The organism is Anoxybacillus sp. EFIL, from assembly GCF_013096955.1.
Taxonomy (GTDB): Bacteria; Bacillota; Bacilli; order Bacillales; family Anoxybacillaceae; genus Anoxybacillus; species Anoxybacillus ayderensis.
On record NZ_SDLH01000007.1, the window covers coordinates 41,862 to 60,399 of the forward strand.

At 42.4% G+C, this 18,538-nt stretch carries 24 protein-coding genes; 12 read left to right on the top strand and 12 right to left on the bottom strand.

Annotated elements, in window-relative coordinates:
• Window positions 1-35: 35 nt before the first annotated feature.
• Together ES017_RS11125 and ES017_RS11130 are read right to left on the bottom strand one after the other, a co-directional pair.
• On the bottom strand, window positions 36-1,559 hold the full coding sequence (locus ES017_RS11125; protein ID WP_035062910.1) for a fumarate hydratase: 1,524 nt from the start codon (window positions 1,557-1,559) through the stop codon (window positions 36-38).
• 92 nt (window positions 1,560-1,651) lie between these two features.
• The gene (locus ES017_RS11130) at window positions 1,652-1,846 is read right to left on the bottom strand and encodes an SE1561 family protein (protein WP_026011859.1); all 195 of its coding nucleotides are present in this window, start codon (window positions 1,844-1,846) and stop codon (window positions 1,652-1,654) included.
• Window positions 1,847-1,959: 113 nt separating this feature from the next.
• Here ES017_RS11130 and yfkAB point away from each other — a divergent pair, with 113 nt between their 5' ends.
• On the top strand, window positions 1,960-3,084 hold the full coding sequence (gene yfkAB / locus ES017_RS11135) for a radical SAM/CxCxxxxC motif protein YfkAB (RefSeq protein WP_021093957.1): 1,125 nt from the start codon (window positions 1,960-1,962) through the stop codon (window positions 3,082-3,084).
• Window positions 3,085-3,124: 40 nt separating this feature from the next.
• On the opposite strand, the gene ES017_RS11140 is transcribed toward yfkAB, so the two are convergent.
• Complete coding sequence (locus ES017_RS11140; protein ID WP_235045424.1) at window positions 3,125-3,877, bottom strand: YfkD famly protein; 753 nt, start codon at window positions 3,875-3,877, stop codon at window positions 3,125-3,127.
• A gap of 174 nt (window positions 3,878-4,051) precedes the next feature.
• Here ES017_RS11140 and ES017_RS11145 point away from each other — a divergent pair, with 174 nt between their 5' ends.
• Both ES017_RS11145 and ES017_RS11150 read left to right on the top strand, forming a co-directional pair.
• Complete coding sequence (locus tag ES017_RS11145; RefSeq protein ID WP_021093955.1) at window positions 4,052-5,224, top strand: MFS transporter; 1,173 nt, start codon at window positions 4,052-4,054, stop codon at window positions 5,222-5,224.
• 62 nt (window positions 5,225-5,286) lie between these two features.
• A complete protein-coding gene (locus tag ES017_RS11150) occupies window positions 5,287-5,436 on the top strand; it encodes a BH0509 family protein (RefSeq protein WP_009360828.1) in 150 nt (49 codons plus the stop codon).
• A 206-nt stretch (window positions 5,437-5,642) separates the two neighbouring features.
• On the opposite strand, the gene ES017_RS11155 is transcribed toward ES017_RS11150, so the two are convergent.
• The 3 genes from ES017_RS11155 to ES017_RS11165 are packed head-to-tail and all read right to left on the bottom strand — an operon-like array spanning window position 5,643 to window position 7,241.
• Complete coding sequence (locus ES017_RS11155; RefSeq protein WP_042535673.1) at window positions 5,643-6,476, bottom strand: YihY/virulence factor BrkB family protein; 834 nt, start codon at window positions 6,474-6,476, stop codon at window positions 5,643-5,645.
• An 18-nt stretch (window positions 6,477-6,494) separates the two neighbouring features.
• Window positions 6,495-6,758 carry a glycine/betaine ABC transporter substrate-binding protein gene (locus ES017_RS11160; protein ID WP_171335070.1) on the bottom strand — a complete coding sequence of 88 codons (264 nt, stop codon included), beginning with the start codon at window positions 6,756-6,758 and terminating at the stop codon, window positions 6,495-6,497.
• A gap of 12 nt (window positions 6,759-6,770) precedes the next feature.
• A complete protein-coding gene (locus tag ES017_RS11165) occupies window positions 6,771-7,241 on the bottom strand; it encodes a low molecular weight protein-tyrosine-phosphatase (RefSeq protein WP_171335071.1) in 471 nt (156 codons plus the stop codon).
• A 57-nt stretch (window positions 7,242-7,298) separates the two neighbouring features.
• Between ES017_RS11165 and ES017_RS11170 the strand changes: the two genes are divergently transcribed.
• Window positions 7,299-7,517: a DUF1128 domain-containing protein gene (locus ES017_RS11170; protein ID WP_035062907.1), complete on the top strand. Its 219-nt coding sequence runs from the start codon at window positions 7,299-7,301 to the stop codon at window positions 7,515-7,517.
• Here the strand turns inward: ES017_RS11170 and ES017_RS11175 are convergent.
• Window positions 7,512-8,489: an HD-GYP domain-containing protein gene (locus tag ES017_RS11175; protein ID WP_171335072.1), complete on the bottom strand. Its 978-nt coding sequence runs from the start codon at window positions 8,487-8,489 to the stop codon at window positions 7,512-7,514. The genes ES017_RS11170 and ES017_RS11175 overlap by 6 nt on opposite strands.
• Before the next feature lie 184 nt (window positions 8,490-8,673).
• Between ES017_RS11175 and ES017_RS11180 the strand changes: the two genes are divergently transcribed.
• From ES017_RS11180 to ES017_RS11210, 7 genes are read left to right on the top strand one after another with little or no spacing between them, the layout of a single operon-like run.
• Window positions 8,674-9,381, top strand: coding sequence for a phosphoadenylyl-sulfate reductase (locus tag ES017_RS11180; protein ID WP_171335073.1), 708 nt, complete (start codon window positions 8,674-8,676; stop codon window positions 9,379-9,381).
• Window positions 9,382-9,394: 13 nt separating this feature from the next.
• Window positions 9,395-10,441 (top strand): sulfate permease, encoded by a 1,047-nt coding sequence (locus tag ES017_RS11185; RefSeq protein ID WP_171335074.1) that lies wholly within the window; start codon window positions 9,395-9,397, stop codon window positions 10,439-10,441.
• A gap of 44 nt (window positions 10,442-10,485) precedes the next feature.
• Window positions 10,486-11,565, top strand: a complete 1,080-nt coding sequence (sat, locus tag ES017_RS11190) for a sulfate adenylyltransferase (protein ID WP_171335075.1) — start codon at window positions 10,486-10,488, stop codon at window positions 11,563-11,565.
• Window positions 11,562-12,149 (top strand): adenylyl-sulfate kinase, encoded by a 588-nt coding sequence (cysC, locus tag ES017_RS11195; RefSeq protein ID WP_171335076.1) that lies wholly within the window; start codon window positions 11,562-11,564, stop codon window positions 12,147-12,149. The genes sat and cysC overlap by 4 nt, the downstream gene beginning before the upstream one ends.
• A gap of 9 nt (window positions 12,150-12,158) precedes the next feature.
• Window positions 12,159-12,932, top strand: a complete 774-nt coding sequence (gene cobA / locus ES017_RS11200) for a uroporphyrinogen-III C-methyltransferase (RefSeq protein ID WP_171335077.1) — start codon at window positions 12,159-12,161, stop codon at window positions 12,930-12,932.
• A 3-nt stretch (window positions 12,933-12,935) separates the two neighbouring features.
• Window positions 12,936-13,643 carry a sirohydrochlorin chelatase gene (locus ES017_RS11205; RefSeq protein WP_171335078.1) on the top strand — a complete coding sequence of 236 codons (708 nt, stop codon included), beginning with the start codon at window positions 12,936-12,938 and terminating at the stop codon, window positions 13,641-13,643.
• A gap of 4 nt (window positions 13,644-13,647) precedes the next feature.
• A complete protein-coding gene (locus tag ES017_RS11210) occupies window positions 13,648-14,145 on the top strand; it encodes an NAD(P)-dependent oxidoreductase (protein ID WP_042535660.1) in 498 nt (165 codons plus the stop codon).
• A 25-nt stretch (window positions 14,146-14,170) separates the two neighbouring features.
• On the opposite strand, the gene ES017_RS11215 is transcribed toward ES017_RS11210, so the two are convergent.
• The gene (locus ES017_RS11215) at window positions 14,171-14,902 is read right to left on the bottom strand and encodes a DUF4397 domain-containing protein (protein WP_216367535.1); all 732 of its coding nucleotides are present in this window, start codon (window positions 14,900-14,902) and stop codon (window positions 14,171-14,173) included.
• A gap of 114 nt (window positions 14,903-15,016) precedes the next feature.
• Between ES017_RS11215 and ES017_RS11220 the strand changes: the two genes are divergently transcribed.
• Window positions 15,017-15,295, top strand: coding sequence for an acylphosphatase (locus ES017_RS11220; RefSeq protein ID WP_021093941.1), 279 nt, complete (start codon window positions 15,017-15,019; stop codon window positions 15,293-15,295).
• A gap of 16 nt (window positions 15,296-15,311) precedes the next feature.
• On the opposite strand, the gene ES017_RS11225 is transcribed toward ES017_RS11220, so the two are convergent.
• From ES017_RS11225 to ES017_RS11240, 4 genes are all read right to left on the bottom strand, one after another.
• Entirely contained in the window at window positions 15,312-15,458 is a 147-nt protein-coding gene (locus ES017_RS11225; protein ID WP_035062905.1) for a FeoB-associated Cys-rich membrane protein, read from the bottom strand.
• A 14-nt stretch (window positions 15,459-15,472) separates the two neighbouring features.
• Window positions 15,473-17,476: a ferrous iron transport protein B gene (gene feoB / locus ES017_RS11230; protein ID WP_021093940.1), complete on the bottom strand. Its 2,004-nt coding sequence runs from the start codon at window positions 17,474-17,476 to the stop codon at window positions 15,473-15,475.
• Window positions 17,473-17,703, bottom strand: a complete 231-nt coding sequence (locus tag ES017_RS11235) for a FeoA family protein (protein ID WP_009360812.1) — start codon at window positions 17,701-17,703, stop codon at window positions 17,473-17,475. Before ES017_RS11235 ends, feoB begins: the two co-directional genes overlap by 4 nt.
• Before the next feature lie 97 nt (window positions 17,704-17,800).
• Window positions 17,801-18,517: an arginase family protein gene (locus ES017_RS11240; protein WP_042535658.1), complete on the bottom strand. Its 717-nt coding sequence runs from the start codon at window positions 18,515-18,517 to the stop codon at window positions 17,801-17,803.
• Window positions 18,518-18,538 lie beyond the last annotated feature (21 nt).

Genomic DNA, 18,538 nt, shown 5'->3' on the forward strand with positions numbered 1-18,538 from the left:
AAAAATCCGCCTAGCTAACGCTAGACGGATTTCCATTAAAATACACGTTCTTTAAATTGAGCTAATTTTTCGAGCGACGATTTTTCGATATCTTCATGTAAGCTGTTTCCGTGCGAGTCCATCGTGACGACAGCTGTAAAATCTTTCACACGCAAATGCCACATCGCTTCTGGAATTCCAAATTCCAAAAAGTCGACGCCTTCTACTGATTGAATACATTCAGCATAATATTGCGCTGCACCACCGATGGCATTTAAATACACGCCGCCATGTTCTTTTAACGCGGCGAGCGTTTTCGCCCCCATCCCACCTTTTCCGATGACAGCGCGAATGCCGAATTTTTTCATAATTTCTCCTTGATACGGCTCTTCACGAATGCTTGTCGTCGGACCAGCTGCTTTGACGTGCCATTTGCCGTTCTCATCTTTTAACATAACCGGTCCACAGTGATAAATAATTTGACCGTTTAAATCAACAGGAGCATCGTGATCCATTAAATGTTTATGAATCGCATCGCGTCCTGTATAAATCATGCCGTTAATGCGAACGACATCGCCTACTTTTAGCGAGCGAATTTGCTCTTCCGTAATTGGCGCTTCAAGCACAACTTCACGCGCTTCGCTTGTCATTTCGGTTTCTTCTTGTTTGAAATCGACATTTTCTCCTTCTTGATACAACCATTCTTGAATGTCGCCTGTATGTGGATCAATGATGACGCCTAAACGGCGAAACGCCCAGCAATTGTATGCGACAGAAACGAAAAAGCTGGCTGGGATGCGGTGCATGACGCCAATTTTACAGCCAAGAAGAGTCGTCTCTCCGCCAAATCCCATCGTGCCGATACCGAGTTTATTGGCAGCTTCCATAATGTATTCTTCTAGTTTGCGCAAATCTTCGTTCGGATTGACATCGTCAACAGGACGAAATAGTTGTTCTTTTGCTAAATCGTACCCCGCAGAACGATCGCCGCCGATCCCAACGCCAATAAATCCTGCGCTACAGCCTTGCCCTTGCGCTTGGTATACCGCATGTAAAATACATTTACGAATGCCATCTAAATCGCGGCCTGCGCGGCCAAGCCCTTCTAACTCGCACGGCAAGCTATATTGAATGTTTTTATTTTCACAGCCGCCACCTTTTAAAATTAAGCGAACGTCAATGTAATCTTTTTCCCATTGTTCAAATTTCATGACAGGCAACCCGATCCCTAAATTGTCGCCGCTATTTTCACCTGTTAATGAATCGACCGAGTTTGGACGCAGTTTCCCGTCTTTCGTTGCTTGAGCGATCGCTCGGCGAATCGCCTCTTTCATTTCAATTTGATTAACCCCAACCGGCACTTTAATTTTAAATGTCGGCAACCCTGTATCTTGGCAAATCGGCGATACGTTTTCATCGGCCATTTGAATGTTTTGCACGATCGTAGCAAGTGACATCGCTGCTCTCGTTCCTGCGTTTTCACGCAGTTTTGCTTTCGCAATGGCACGTCGTACATCTTTTGGCAACTTTGTTGACGTTTCAACAATTAGCTTGTACATACTTTCTTGAAACTTTTCCATCACCATTTCCCTTCCCCTTTGTTCAATATGTAACAATTTTTCGAATTCTCCATCTGTATTATACCTCTTTTTTGAACATGAAAAAAAGTCGCTTAGCGACTTTTTTCCCAATCTTTTTTAAACCGCTCGTATTTCATTTCTAAATCATCAATCATTTGAATAAGGCGGTCAATATCTTCTAATTCAGCCGTTTCTGGATCGAGAGCTTCGAGCACTTCAAGAAACATATTTAAGCGCGTTTTTAAATATGTTAGTTGTAGATTTTGATCTGATACTGCGTTGCCCAACATCGTCACCTCGCTTTTTCTTTATCGTACACGATCGAAACATCATTGACAATCATTCCATTTCGTTTGCATAATAATCGTTAGTCCTATTTTAAAATAAAAGGAGCTTGGTTATGGAAACATTGTTGCGTCAAGCGATTACTCCGACATTTGATCCTTGGGAAGCATATATGGATGTTGAACAGTACGGAAGCATGCAGTTGACGAATATCGAACTTACAACAACGACACTTTGCAATATGCGTTGCGAACATTGTGCCGTCGGTTATACGTTGCGCACGAAAGATCCTGAGGCGCTACCACTCGATCTTCTTCTTCGCCGTCTTGACGAAATTCCACATTTGCGTTCGTTAAGCATTACAGGCGGTGAGCCGATGCTTTCGCTGAAATCGGTCGAACAATACGTCGTGCCGTTGTTAAAATATGCACATGAACGCGGAGTGCGCACACAAATAAACTCTAACTTAACTCTTGATTTAGAACGGTACGAAAAAATTATTCCTTACTTAGACGTTTTACATATTTCGCATAACTGGGGCACGATTGATGATTTCATTGAAGGCGGATTTGCGATGATGGAGAAAAAACCAACCGTCGCACAACGCGAGCGCTATTTTATACGCATGATCGAAAACGCGCGTGCCATTTCAAACATGGGGGTCATTGTTTCAGCTGAAACGATGTTAAATAAACGGACGCGTCCACATATAGAAACGATTCATCGCCAAATTGTAAACGAAATGGGCTGTAAACGTCATGAAGTACATCCGATGTATCCGAGCGACTTCGCTAGCAGTTTAGAAACATTAACGTTAGATGAATTGCGTGAGACGATTCATCATTTACTTGATATACGGGACGAGAACGTATGGATGTTGTTTGGTACGTTGCCTTTTTATCCATGTAGCGACAACGAAGAAGATTTAGCGCTATTAAAACGTTTATACGAGAGTAAAAATGTAACGGTACGAAACGACCCTGATGGACGTTCACGTTTAAATGTAAACATTTTTACAGGCGACATTATTGTCACTGATTTTGGCGATGAACCGACGCTTGGCAACATTCAAACCGACTCGCTTCTTTCTGCTTATGACAAATGGATGGCATCCGACTTAGCCAAATCATTGAACTGCCATTGCCCTGTGGTAAAATGTTTAGGGCCAAATGTGCTTGTGAAAAACCGCTATTATCCGAATGTCGATTTTACAACAAGAAAAGCAAAAATTGAACGGTAAGACGAAAAAGCTTGTCGGGGCGCTCGACAAGCTTTTTTCATCATCTCGGTACGTCGCTTGCGACAAATGCGAATGATAGGCGGTCTTGTACTGGAATCCAAGCACCAATCCCTTGCGACGTCACGTTTTTTACGACAATGCTCTTTTTGTTTCCTTTTAGGACGATATATACTTCACCGTACGTCACTTTTCCTTTTTCGTTTACCGCAGGAGCGTAGGCGTATAAATATCCTAATTTTTTCGGCGGGACGTTATATGCTTGTTCTTTTTTCGTCCCGATGCCGATCCACGTACTAAACGAGAGCGGCAAGTTTGTTTTTTTCATCGCTGTTAATAACATCATTTTTTTCACATCTTCTTCATTCGGAATGCTTGCGGTTAGCCCACCCCGCACTTGTTTTTGCATCTCTTGTCGATATGTCAGTCGCGCGGCTGTTTTCCCACCGCGATTGTCAATGAAGTTTGTATTTACTTTTTGATACTCCCAATTCGTCGATGTTTCCGTCGATTCATAATTCAACGGCCATTGTCCTAAATAAATCGTTGCTTCATAACCGATCGCAAACGGCGTGCTCGAAATCGACGATTCATTTAAAAGACGAATTAATTCCGGATTTTCAATTTTCACATTCGCCGATTGAAGCAGTTGTTTCGCTAATTCACTTGGTTGCAAATAAGGCAAATTTTGCGTCGGATTCGGATACGTATTTTCTTTTGAAATGTCAATAACCGATGACGGGAGCTTGACAGTTGCTTCGCTAACCGTTGGAATACAGAAGAAAATGAACATCATACTTAAAGCAAACCATCTTTTCATGCGTAAACTCCTTTCTTTATTACATCGTTCATCGTTATTTTTTTCAAAAGTCAACAATTTATCCTCTCCATAAAAAAAATCCGCCATTGTTGCTTCTTCTCGTGAAACGCTTTAATATCGAACATAGTGAACATATTACAGGAGGGAATTATGCAACAACGTCATTTTTTTATTTTAGTTAGCATCGTCATGATTTCAGGTCTTTCTCAAGGGCTATTGTTGCCGCTTATTTCTATCATTTTTGAACAAAATGGTATTCATTCGTCGCTTAGCGGCATGCATGCAACAGCGATGTACATCGGCGTTCTTGTCGTTTCACCTTTTTTAGAGCGTCCGCTTCGTCGCTACGGCTTTAAACGTTTAATTATGGCCGGTGGAGCGATCGTAATCGTTTCCTTGGCGATTTTTCCGATCTCATCTTCGTTATTGTTTTGGTTTATGCTTCGGCTATTCATCGGAATTGGCGATCACATTCTTCATTTCGGTTCGCAAACATGGATTACATACGCTTCTCCTACTCATCGGCGCGGTCGCGACATTTCGCTATATGGTTTATCGTTTGGCGTCGGCTTTATGATCGGACCGCTTCTCGTTCCGCTCGTCCACATACATGAAGCGTTGCCGTTTATCGTTTCATCTTTGCTTAGCTTATGTGGCTGGATATTATTATTTTTCTTGCCACATATGTATCCAGAAACGGAAGAAGCAGAAAAAGTTGGAGCGACACGCTTTTTTCAAGCTTGGAAACAAGCTTGGCCAGCTTTGTTGTTGCCGTTCGGCTACGGCTTTTTAGAGGCGTCGCTTCATAGCATGTTTCCGATTTATGCGTTAAGAAACGAGTTAAGTGTTGAGACAGTTGCGATGATGCTTCCTGCATTTGCCCTTGGCGGCATCGCTTTTCAACTTCCGCTCGGAACGTTAAGCGATCGCTTTTCACGAAAAACGATGATTATGATTTCATTAGCCGTAGGTGCCCTTTGTTTTGCTATCGCTACATGGTTTTCTTCTCCTGTGCAACTAACAACAACGTTTTTCGTTGCTGGTATGTTTGTCGGTTCGCTTTTTTCACTCGGCATGGCATATATGGCGGATTTGTTGCCAACGTCGCTTCTTCCTGTCGGCAACATTTTATGCGGTATGCTATATAGTATTGGGAGCATATGCGGTCCTGCAATCGGTGGCGTTGTATTACAAAAGCAAGAGGAATTATTTTTCTTTACCATGAGCTCTCTTTTGCTTTTTTTACTATTCGCCCAGCGCCCGTTCACAAAATTTTCAAAATATTTTTCTAAAAAACAAGAAAAAAACGTTGACGCTTTTTGAACCACTGTTATATAATACAATTAAACAAAATAAACTGTTTTAAAACAGAGGGGAGAGCGATCATGATGAGTAGAGAAGAAAGAAAAAATATGATTGAGTTTATTACAAAATTGCGTGGCTTTAATCAAGAACAACTTGTTTATATGACAGATGCAGAAATCGAACATATTTACAACCAAACATATTATCATCACGAAGAAATTGCAGAATAAAAGGGATGTGCAACACATCCCTTTTCTTTTTAATGATATCCGTTTTGTCCGTTTGCGCTACTGCTCGTTTTATGTTTCGGACGGCTTTTTCCCTTTTGTTTTGTCCCGCCGTCTTTTTTCGTTTTTTTCGTCACGTATATTCCCCCTTTATAACGACGTTCATTTGTAATATGGATTAAACAGGGCTTTTCTATAAGAGGGAATGTCTACCGTATGCGCATGTTTCCTTCTCGTTTACAACAAAAAATGGCGTTTAACTCTCCACCTAATACAATCATCATGCCGGACAAATAAAACCAAACCATTAACGCAATAATGCCACCTAGACTACCGTACATCGCCGAATAGTTACCGAACTGATTCACATAATACGAAAAAGCAAGCGAGACAACCATCCAACCGACTGTGGCAAACAGCGCACCACTCCATACGTCGCGAAAACGAACATATTTGCTCGGCGCAAAAACGTACAACACAGAAAAAACAAAAAATAAAATGATAAAACTAACAAACCAACGAATCGTTTCCCATATGCGTAAAAAAACGTCCGAAAGCCCAAACGCTGAAAAAAGAAACGTGCCAATCATTTTACCGAATACAGGGAAAACAAGCGCGACAATAATGACGAAAATCATGGCAAATGTAAGTAAGATGGAAATACCGCGCGCAACAAGAAAGGAACGCGTTTCTTTCACATCATATGCACGATTTAAAGCACGAATAATGGCTGACATCCCGTTCGATGCCGCCCACACGGTCGCAAGAACGCTGAACGATAACCATTTTCCACTTTGTGATTTCATGAGCTGTTGAATGTTTGTTTCGATTAAATGTACCGTTTCACTCGGAGCATATTGACTTAAAAAAGCGATCACATCTTCATGCGGGATGGGCAAATACGATAAAAACGTCAGCAAAAACAGTAAAAACGGAAATAGCGAAAGTAAAAAGAAATACGCCAACTCAGCCGACAAGTCGAACACTTCATCTTCATCGAACCGTTTCATGAGCTCACGAACGACGGAAAAGCTAATAATCATCTTTCACCACCTCGCTCCTTATGTCGAGCGTTTGCGAATCATCTCCCCAATCCATTCCATCACTTGCGGCGTTGTTTCTTTTACTTCACTTAGTTTATTCACAATAAACTGCAAATCATTCACTATTTCGTCGACATGTTGTCTTGTTTGATGGACTGTCTCTTTTACTCCTTCCACATCATCCATCCACTCACGACACGTTTCTTTTACCACTTGACGCGCTTTTTTATTCGCTAGCAACAAAGCGACACCAGCCAATGCAAGCCATTTCCCCTTTCCCATCGCCATGCCTCCTTACAACGAATGATCTCGTTTTATGCGTTCTAATATATGTTTACATCCTTCCTCTACTAATTCGTACACTTCTTCAAAATTTCCTGTAAAGTACGGGTCTGGCACATCATCTACGCGACGGTTTGGCACAAAGTCCATAAAGCGAGCAATCACCGCACGACAATCTTCGCTGACAAGACGGCGAAGATGAGCGATATTATCGCTATCCATGCCAATAATATAGTCAAATGTATGAAAGTCTTCTTTTGTAATTTGCCGTGCTTTCAATCCTGTAAAATCGATTTGTTTTTCTGTTAAAATGCGCTGTGTGCCGTGATGAGGCGGCTTACCAATATGCCAATTTCCTGTCCCTGCTGAGTCAACAGAAATGACGTGATCAAGTCCTTCTTGCTTCACAAGATGCCGAAATACCGCCTCCGCCATCGGAGAACGACAAATGTTTCCTAAACAAACAAATAACACACGAATCATTTCATTTCACCTCACACATAAAACAATGATACAATGAACAAAATCACACACGAAAGGATGACGATTGTGCGTTTATCAGTTGAACAAATGATTGAGCAAATCAAAGAAAAGTTAAAAGTATTAAATTTTGATGCGATTAAACCAGATCATTTTGATGAGCAACTATACGATGAATTAAAAGATATATACGATATGGTGATGAAAAAGTCATCATTTAGCCCGAGCGAAATGCAAGCGATCGCTGAAGAGCTCGGAAATTTACGCAAAAAATTATAAAATCGCCTGTCCAACGATGAGCAGCGACGGATGATCCGCGAGTGCAATTTCTTCACGTGTATCCGTGTACCGTACGTACGGACGTTGCATATGTTCAACGATTTTTGTGACAATCGCGTTTCTTCCGTCGCTCATTTTGACCATCGTTCCCGGCAAATAAGCAGGAATCGTCTCAACAAACAGCCGCACAATATGCTGGCTATACCGAATACCACTTCGCGCCATAATAATTTCAAGCGCTTCGTGCGGTGGAACAAATTCAGCGGAAATTAAATTTTCATATTCATTGGCAATGGCGCAAATTTGGGCGTACAAATGAATATTCGTTTCTTTTAATCCGCGCGGCATACCTGAGCCGTCTGCATGTTCGTGATGTTGATACGCCATATGTGCGCATAATAAACTAAGTTCTCGCTCTTTTCGTAAATACACAAATCCCTTTACTGCATGATGCTCTTCTCCTTCTATTTCTTTCCCAACATCGTGAAACAACGAGCCAAGCGCGACATCGCGCAACTGTAAATCGTTCAAATGTAGCTTCTTCCCTAACTGTAATGCTAACAGCGCTACGTTGACTGCATGAGCGTACGGCTGCGCTTCCACTTCAAGCGACGTCGCTGGGATGATCGCTAATACTTTTCTTTTTTTCACTTCATCAACGAGCTTTACCGCTAGTTTAAACAACAAGCGAAGCGGCAATTGTTCTCGTTTTCGCACCGCGTCAAACGATTGCTGAACAACTTCAATCGCGTCCATCCACGACGGCATATCGAGCAATTCTTCTAAAGTAATGCCTTCAGACACCGCATCTTCAACAAATACGTAGCGAATGTCCATTTGTTTTAAACGCTCTACATATTTTGGATGAATTTTTCTTCCTGCTGCTAAAAGCACTCGACGATGGCGATCATAAATCGGACGTGCCAATTCCATCGTTCGCTCATCGTAGTCTTCTAATAAAATGAGCCGCAAACATACTCCACTCCTTTCGACATCTCCCATACAAACAGTATAATCATGTTTTTTTTCGTTTGCCATGACGTTTTTTAAAAAAATAAATTCCGATAGAAAAACTAGGATTGACATTCGCTTGAATTGTGTTAAAATTTAAAACAATCAAACAGAAAGGGCGACGAATAAGAAAGGGAGATGAGACATGATTACGTATGAAACGTGGGACGAGGTCCAAAAACCGACTTTTCCAATCGATAATAATGAAAAAGGGGCATTACATGTACTTTCATGGGCGTATGCCCATTATGGCGACGACCTTTTGTATGCGTGCAGTTTTGGCATTGAAGGCATCGTGCTCATTGACCTTATTTCTCAAGTGAAGGATGATGCTCACATTGTGTTTCTCGATACGCATTTACATTTTCCTGAAACATACGAAACGATTGAACGCGTCAAACGAGCATACCCACGCTTGCGCATTCATTTACAAACACCGTCTTTATCACTTGCAGAACAAGAAAAACAATTCGGTGCAGAACTTTGGAAAAGAGACCCGAACAAATGCTGTGAACTAAGAAAAATTGTTCCGCTACGAGAAGCGATGATAGGAAAAAAAGCGTGGATTTCTGGGCTGCGCCGTGAACAATCGCCAACGCGACAACATGTTGAATTTATTAATCGCGATAAAAAGTTTCAAAACATTAAAGTTTGTCCGCTTATTTACTGGACGTGGAAAGACGTATGGCGTTATGTGCATCGCCATAACCTCACTTATAATCCGCTTCATGACCGCGGATATCCGAGCATCGGTTGTGCACCGTGTACAGCCCCTGCTTATACAGAAGAAGATTTACGTTCTGGTCGATGGGCTGGGCTAGGAAAAACAGAATGCGGCTTGCACGAATCATAAAGGGGGGAGTGGCTTGGTCATCGTTGCTTTTATTATTGCTTTTTTCTTTGCGATGAACATTGGGGGAAGCGGAGCCGCCGCGACCATGGGAGCTGCTTACGGTTCTGGCACATTGCCAAATAAACGAATCGCTTTACTCATATGCGCCGTCGCCATTTTCCTCGGCAGTTTAAGCGGAGGAGAAGTTGTGAAAACGATTGGCTCTGGCATCGTTCCTCCATCCATTTTACAAACAGAACTTGTTGTCATCGTCTTAGCAGCAGCAACGATTTCGTTATTTGCGGCCAACGTGCTTGGCATTCCGCTATCGACAAGCGAAATTACAGTCGGTGCGGTCGTTGGGGCAGGCATTGCGTATCAAAGCGTATATGTTGGCAAACTCCTATGGATTGTATCGTTTTGGCTCATTACACCGCTTGCTGCGTTTTCTTTCGCTTTTTTCATTAGCAAATGGCTAAAAGGAAAAACAGTCAAACAAAACAAATGGATCGGCTTTTTGCTTATTATCGCCGGATTTTTCGAGGCGTTTTCAGCCGGAATGAACAATGTCGCCAACGCGGTCGGTCCTCTCGTTGGAGCGGGTTTACTATCCGTCCAACACGGGATCATCTTTGGTGGATTGTTCGTTTCCCTTGGAGCGCTTTTGCTTGGCAGCCGCGTATTAGAAACGAACGGAAAAAAAATTACGACGTTCTCTCAACTCGAAGGATGTATTATTTCAGGAATCGGAGCAACGCTCGTCATCGTTTCATCTCTTTTTGGTCTTCCCGTTCCGCTGACACAAATTACGACATCAGCCATTATCGGCATCGGGACAACGAAAAGCGGCTTTTCCATTTGGCAAAAGCAAATTGTCATTCAAGTGCTAAAAGTGTGGGTTGTCTCGCCTATTTTTGCATTAGCTGTTTCATATAGCTTAATTAAATTATTGCTTCATAGCGACGTCTATACAGCCATTGCAATTGTGAGCGTTTGTTTCGCCACACTTGGAACGATTAGCTTAAAAAAAACAATCACAGAGGAACGCCGCTCGTTTCACGAACATGGTGGCGGCATTTAAACCTAGTTGTTTTATAAGGATAATAAGTTTAGGAGGGATTAAACATGAAACAAATCGTATTAAGTAAAGCGGAGTTAAGTGACCTTGAATTACTTGCCGTCGGCGGATATGAACCGCTCACTGGCTTTTTAGGAAAAGATGATTATGAGTCGGTTGTCGAAACGATGCGGCTTACAAACGGATCGGTATGGAGCATCCCCATTACGCTTGCCGTAACAGAACAACAAGCGAAACAACTATCGCTCGGGGACGAAGTCGAACTCGTGTATGACCGAACGGTGTACGGCACAATGGAAGTGCAACATATATATCGCCCAGACAAGCGAAAAGAAGCGCGTCTTGTATACCAAACAGAAGACGTAGCACACCCTGGTGTAAAAAAATTATTTGAAAAACCGGATATATATATCGGTGGACCTGTGAAGCTTGTGCGTCAAACAGATAAAGGAATTTTTTCGCCATTCTTTTTTACACCAAAAGAAACAAAGCAACGGTTTGCGGAACTTGGCTGGAAAACAGTCGTCGGGTTTCAAACGCGCAATCCCGTTCACCGCGCCCACGAATACATTCAAAAATGTGCACTTGAAATCGTCGACGGTCTTTATTTAAATCCACTCGTTGGCGAAACGAAAGAAGATGACATTCCTGCAGACATTCGCTTAAAAAGCTATCAAGTATTACTTGAACATTATTATCCAAAAGATCGCGTCTTTCTCGGTGTATTTACAGCCGCAATGCGCTATGCAGGTCCACGTGAAGCTATTTTTCATGCGCTCGTACGTAAAAATTTTGGTTGCACCCACTTTATCGTCGGCCGTGACCATGCGGGAGTTGGCAATTATTATGGCACGTATGATGCTCAAAAAATTTTCTTGCAGTTTACAAACGAAGAGCTAGGCATTACCCCTCTCTTTTTCGAACATAGCTTTTACTGCACAAAATGTGAAGCGATGGCGTCAACGAAAACGTGCCCGCACGATGCAACCGCTCATGTCGTTCTTTCTGGAACAAAAGTACGGGAAATGTTGCGCGCTGGCGAAATGCCACCAAGCACATTCAGTCGCCCAGAAGTTGTGCACGTGCTGATGGATGGTTTACAAACAGTCGGAGGTGGCCGTTCATGAATATCGTTTGGCATCAAGAAAGTGTAACAAAAGAAGAGCGACGAAAAAAAAATAAACATCATAGCTTCGTTCTTTGGTTTACAGGATTGTCAGGTTCTGGGAAGTCCACATTAGCAAACGCAGTCGCGAAAACATTATTTGAACAAAACATTCAATGTTACGTGCTTGATGGCGATAACGTGCGTCACGGCTTAAATAGCGATCTAGGTTTTTCTGCCGAAGATCGTACAGAAAACATTCGCCGCATTGGTGAAGTAGCAAAATTGTTCGTAGACAGTGGACAAATCGTGCTGACTGCCTTTATTTCTCCGTTCCGTCAAGATCGTCAACTCGTTCGCAGCAAGCTCGAGCAAGATGAATTTATTGAAGTTTATGTTCATTGTCCGCTTGAAACGTGTGAGCAACGCGATCCAAAAGGATTGTATAAAAAAGCACGAAATGGAGAAATTCGCGACTTTACCGGCATTGATTCACCATATGAACCACCGCTTTCGCCAGAACTTGTCGTCGATACAGATCAATATTCAATTGAACAATGCGTTCAACAAATCATTTCCTATCTAAAAAATAAACAGTGGATTTAGGAGGAGACAATGGGGAAAGTATATTTAGTCGGCGCTGGTCCTGGGGATCCTGAGCTCATTACAGTTAAAGGGTTAAAATGTATTCAACAAGCAGATGTTATTTTATACGACCGCCTCATTAACAAACAGCTACTGTCGTACGCCAAGCGCGATGCTGATTTGATTTATTGCGGAAAGTTACCAAATTACCATACAATGAAACAAGAGACGATTAATCATTTTTTAGTGAAGCATGCGAAAAGAGGAAAATACGTCACGAGATTAAAAGGCGGCGATCCTTTTCTATTCGGACGTGGTGGTGAAGAAGCGCAAGCACTTATCAAACATCGCATTCCGTTTGAAATCGTTCCCGGAGTGACATCTGGCATCGCCGTTCCAGCATATGCGGGAATTCCTGTCACTCATCGCGATTTTAGCGGAAGCGTTGCATTTGTCACAGGTCATCGCCGACTCGATGCAACAGATGCGGTACAATGGGAGCATTTAGCAAAGGGAGTCGATACGCTCGTCATTTATATGGGCGTGAAACATCTCCCATTCATTTGTAAACAATTACAGTTGTACGGCAGACAGCCACAAACCCCTGTTGCCGTCATCCAGTGGGGAACGCTTCCCGAGCAAAAAACGATCGTAGCGACGTTACATACGATTGCGGATGCTGTAAGAAAAAACTGTATCTCGAATCCGAGTATCATCATTGTCGGAGAAGTTGTCCGGCTACATGAACAGCTACAATGGTTTGAAACAATGTTAGAGGAAAAAATTGCACATGGAATGAGGTAGCATATGAAAGCTGTTTTATACATTTGTCACGGAAGTCGTTCAGCAGAAGGACAAAAAGAGGCGGTCGCTTTCGTCGAACGCCTCTCTTCTTCCATTTCAATCCCTATTCAACACATATGCTTTTTAGAATTGTGTGAACCGAATATTGTCGCAGGGGTGGAACGTTGCGTTCATGATGGAGCAACGACGATTTATGCCATTCCGCTTTTACTATTGTCGGCTAACCACGCGAAACGCGACATTCCATATGAGTTAGAAAAAGCAAAAAAGATGTTTCCTTCTGTAACGATTACATATGGAAAACCGTTCGGTGTACAACGTCATATCGTTTCTGCCATTTCGAAAACAATCGAACATGCTGATGCGATCATGCTCGTTGGCCGTGGAAGCAGCGATATAGACGCGCAAGCTGATTTCAAACAAATTGCTCATCTATTGCAACAAGAAACAAACATCCCCGTCTATCCATGTTATTTAGCAGCTGCTTCTCCTTCTTTTTCTGACGTTGTCACTTCGCTTGCCAAAACAGCGAAGCACAGACGAGTGGCCGTTGTGCCATACATTTTATTTTTCGGACAGCTGCTTGACTATATTCATGAAACGCTTCAAGCACAACAAACGAGCGACGTATCGTTTACATTATATCCTCCGATTCGAACGTATGACGTATTAGACCGTCTCGTTGAACAACAAGTTAAAGAATGGAGGTAGGCGTATGTTTCCTCTTTTCATCCGAATGAAAGGAAAAAAAGTTGTCATTGCCGGTGGCGGACAAATTGCGTATCGCCGCCTCCTCCCTCTTCTTGATGAAGGGGCTTGCATTACCGTCATTAGCCCAAAAGCGATCGATGCCATTGTTCATTTAGCCGAACAAAAACGAATTACATGGCATGCACGTTCGATTGAACCGAGCGACTATGCCGATGCTTTTTTCATTATTGCGGCAACGAACGATCCGAACGTTAATGAACAAATCGCTACCTATGCATCACCAAAACAGCTTGTCAATGTGGCAAGCAATCATCTTATCGGCAACGTTCATGTACCTGCCTTTTTTTCAAGAGGGAAATTACAAATTGCCATCACAACAGGAGGAGCAAGCCCTGCATTTGCGAAACAAATCAAAAAACAACTTGAACAACAATTTGATGAATCGATCGCTCAACATGTCGAAGAATTATATAAACAACGCAAACAGCGAAAAGAGCCTTGATCATTTCGATCAAAGCTCTTTTTGTTTATGACTCTAATACGAGCACCTCTAATGAAGGAGTGCGGGATACGTAACCGACGGCAACGACCGTATAAGACTTATTCGGTTGGAAGCGCACATTGGGAATCGATAAAACGACTTGATTTGTCCCTGCTACCCTCACATCGACATGCAATTTTTCGTTAACTGGCGCTTCAATATAATTCGTCACCTTTCCAAACGAAGCATTTTGGAACAATACATCCCCACCACGTAGCGCAATATCTACTGCTGGCGCATCTGGTGAAAAATGAGCAAAACGCACTTTCGCTTTTCCGTACGGCGCATATGGTTCGTCGAGAATAGAAAGAAGTTGCAAGCGATGTACGTCACCAATGACCGCAAGCGTATACGTCATTTTCGGCAAGACTTGAATGGTTTGACTAAGAACTGGAGACGTCGTATGTCCTGCTGGATACACGTCGATGCGATGCTCTCCTTTTGGCACTTTCATATATTGGCTTAGTTGTTTATATTTCATATTGCGTAATATTTTTTGCCCATTCACATATACATCAACCGCAGGAGCATTTGGCGAGGCATGAAATACGCGAATGCGTCCAGCGTCATCAACCCTCTCTTCCTCGCGTGACTTCACGATTTTTTCCACATACTCCATATGTTTTCGCATATACTTTTCATATTGATCACGATCTTTATATTGATAATAACGCGCTAACAAATCATACATCACAGCTTTTTGAATGTAGCGATCCATTTCATTCACAACAGTTCCTCCTCATAAATCTTTTTTACGTATTCAACGTATGCAATACAAGGTAGGCTGTTGTATGATTTTTATAGAAAATTTTTTTGCGAAGGAGATAAACAAATGATCGTTCGTTATTCCGTTGTTGCGCACGGTCGGGTACAAGGTGTAGGGTTTCGCTACTTTGCCCAATATGAAGCAAGAAGACGAGGTTTGACCGGTTGGGTAAAAAATTGTGAAGCTGATCATATGATCGAAATGGAAGTTCAAGGAGAAGTAGAACGAGTGGAGGCGTTTGTAGATGAAATAAAAAAAGGGCCACCATTTGCGCGTGTAGAACGAGTAGAACAATACGCCATTCCTACCGTCCCCCACGAAACGACCTTTCGCATTATATATTAAAAAAAGCTGACCGAAGTCAGCTTTTTTCATGACAACTTGTGCCGCATGCACCCTTGACTGAGCAGGCAGCGCATGTGCCTCGTTTACTTTTTTGAATAAAGCGGAAAATCGTCCACCCTGCATATCCGAAAATGACAGATCCGATGACAACATTTGCGATCATGTATATCCCTTCCTTTAGAAGCCGAATAAGCTTCCGGCTTGGTAAATGACAAACGAAACGATATATGCTAAAACTAGCGCATAGCCAATCGAAAACATCGTCCATTTTCGCGAACGTGTTTCTTTATAAATCGTCGCAACAGTTGCTAAACATGGAACATATAATAAAACAAATACCATAAAACTAAATGCGGATAGAGCAGTAAAGTGCGATGCCATGAGTCCTTGAAGCGATTCGACATCCGGCACGTGATAAATAATGTTCATCGTCGACACAACGACTTCTTTTGCTAAAAATCCGGTTAATAACGCAGCACCCGCTTGCCACGTACCAAATCCAAGCGGAGCAAGCAACGGCGCAAGCACGCTGCCAATCATCGCTAAAAAGCTGTCGTCCATATTTACATTGACACCATGTGGACCGACATAAGATAATAACCAAATAGCAACAGAACCCCCGAAAATGAACGTCCCTGCTTTTTTCACAAATCCTTTTCCTTTATCCCACGTACTGCGCCATAATGCTTGCCATTGTGGCATACGATATGGCGGCAATTCAACGACGAATACGGATGATTCTTCTTTTAAGATTGTTAATGAAAATAGCTTAGCAAGTATAAGAGCAAGTGAGACGCCAAGAACGTATAACGAAAGAACGACAAGCGCTTGATGTGTCGCGAAAAACGCCCCGACAAATAAAGCATATACCGGCAAACGTGCCGAACAAGACATAAGCGGTGTTAACAACATCGTCACAAGCCGTTCACGCGGTTGTTCAATCGTCCTTGCTGCCATGACGCCAGGAACATTACAACCAAATCCGATAATAAGCGGAATAAATGCTTTTCCGTTTAATCCGACCGCTTCCATTAATCGATCCATGACAAGGGCTACACGCGCCATATACCCCGAATCTTCTAAAAACGAAATAAAGAAAAACAAAATGAAAATTTGTGGCACGAATACAAGCACGCCACCTACCCCTGCGATAATGCCATCGACGATAAGGGCGCGAATAAATTCAGAAGCACCGATTGCTTTTAACACTGCTGTCATTGAATCTGTTAGCGGACCTGCAAAAAATGCATCAAGCAAGTCGGAAAGCGGTGCTCCAATCCAGTCGAACGTCAGCTGAAATAAAACATACATCGCCAATAAAAAAATGGGAATGCCGACATATTTATTTGTGACAACAGCATCAATACGTTCCGTCAACGTCACCCGTTCGATTTCTTTGCGCTGTACAGATTGTTCAATGATTTCTTTTACAAACGAACGACGCCGTTCATAAATGAGCTGAGCAAGCGACATTTGTTCTGCCTGTTGCACTTCTTTTTCTGCTTGTTCATATAATGAGCGCCATGTAGCTTCTGGCAACTTTTCTGCTACGTAATCACGAACGTAGCTATTCCCTTCATAAAACTGAATCGCTAACCAACGGACAGGAAATTTCTCCTCCGTTCCCCATGCGGCACGAAAGCGTTCGATTGCTCGTTCCATCGCCCCACCATAAAAAAGAGTAAGAGGCTCTGTTTGCTCTGTTGCTTTTTCAAGCAACATATGCTCTACTTGATCGCATCCTTTCCCCGTTCGAGCAACGACAGGAACAACAGGTACGCGCAACATTGTAGCTAATTTTGTTTGATCGATGAAGATCCCTCTTCTTTCTGCTACATCAACCATATTTAAAGCAATCGCTAGCGGTTTACCGAATTCCAAAAGTTGAACAGTTAACAATAAATTTCGTTCTAGTTGTGAGGCATCGACGATATTTAACATTTCATCGAACGACTCTGTCAATAAAAATTGCGTCACCACTCGCTCATCACGAGAAAGTGGATGGAGCGAATATACACCAGGCAAATCGATTACTTTGGCTTGCTTGTTGCGCAAAACACCTACCTTTTTTTCAACGGTCACACCGCTCCAGTTTCCAACATATTCGTACGTCCCGGTTAACTGATTAAACAACGATGTTTTCCCTGTATTTGGGTTACCCACAAGCGCAATATGCATCATAGCGGCTTCACCTGAATGTTCATCGCTTCATTACGACGAATGCCGACGCATTGTCCGCAATTTTCAATCATAAATGGTCCACCAAGCGGCATCGTACATTTCAAACAAATTTCCGCCCCTTCTGTGACCCCCATATCTAGCAATCTTCTTTTTACTAAATCGCTTACTCGCGATAAATCAACAATTTTTGCGCGTTCCCCAACCCGTAATTGCGTCATCGCAACCATACGTAATCCCCCAATTAATAATGATAACCTTTTTCAATATTCATTATAGTACGCAAGGCGGAAAACATCTATCTTTTTTTATTGTGTTCATAAAATGTTACGACGCAGAGGATATCGGCATATGTTTGAAACATGCACGTATAATCGCTTCGTTTGCTTGTTCATTTTTCACACAAAATGTTCGGTCTTCACCGCATACATCAACACCGAGCACATGCTTGTACCGAAAAAGATAGTCAATGTAAATCAAAAGCATTTGTAACGACATCGTCCCTTGGTCCCAGTTTGTTTGTGCATCTTGTGGGCGAAGCACATCTTTATCTATGCTAATGTATACATGTTTTGTCGGAATGGCGCGCACAATCGTCATTGGCGCATACGTCACATCATTTTTTGGAAAAGTCGTGACATGTGAAGATACGTATGAAGTTGCTGAACCGATAATGACAACGTGTTTTAATGTCGGAACATGTTTTTGAGCATATGATACCCATGAGCCACACGAAAGAAGTGGAAACAACGTTTGTTCATTCATGTCGGTATGATGATCAAACAATACGAGTGTAAACGGCTCATGAAATTGCTTAAGCAATACGTATGAAACATAATGATAGTTACCGCTTCCGATCAACGTCATCCCTCTCGTATGGCGACGTGCAAGTCTTTTTTCAATTTCCTGCATCGCATGGTCATCACAATATAAGTTTGTTCCTTCGATGTCATACATATCGATCCATTCATGAGGAAAACGAAGAAGATTTCGTTGCCACGTATACGTGTTGTCGAAGTTTAAAAACGTTACACTTGGATGCATACTTTCCCCACCCTTGTGCAA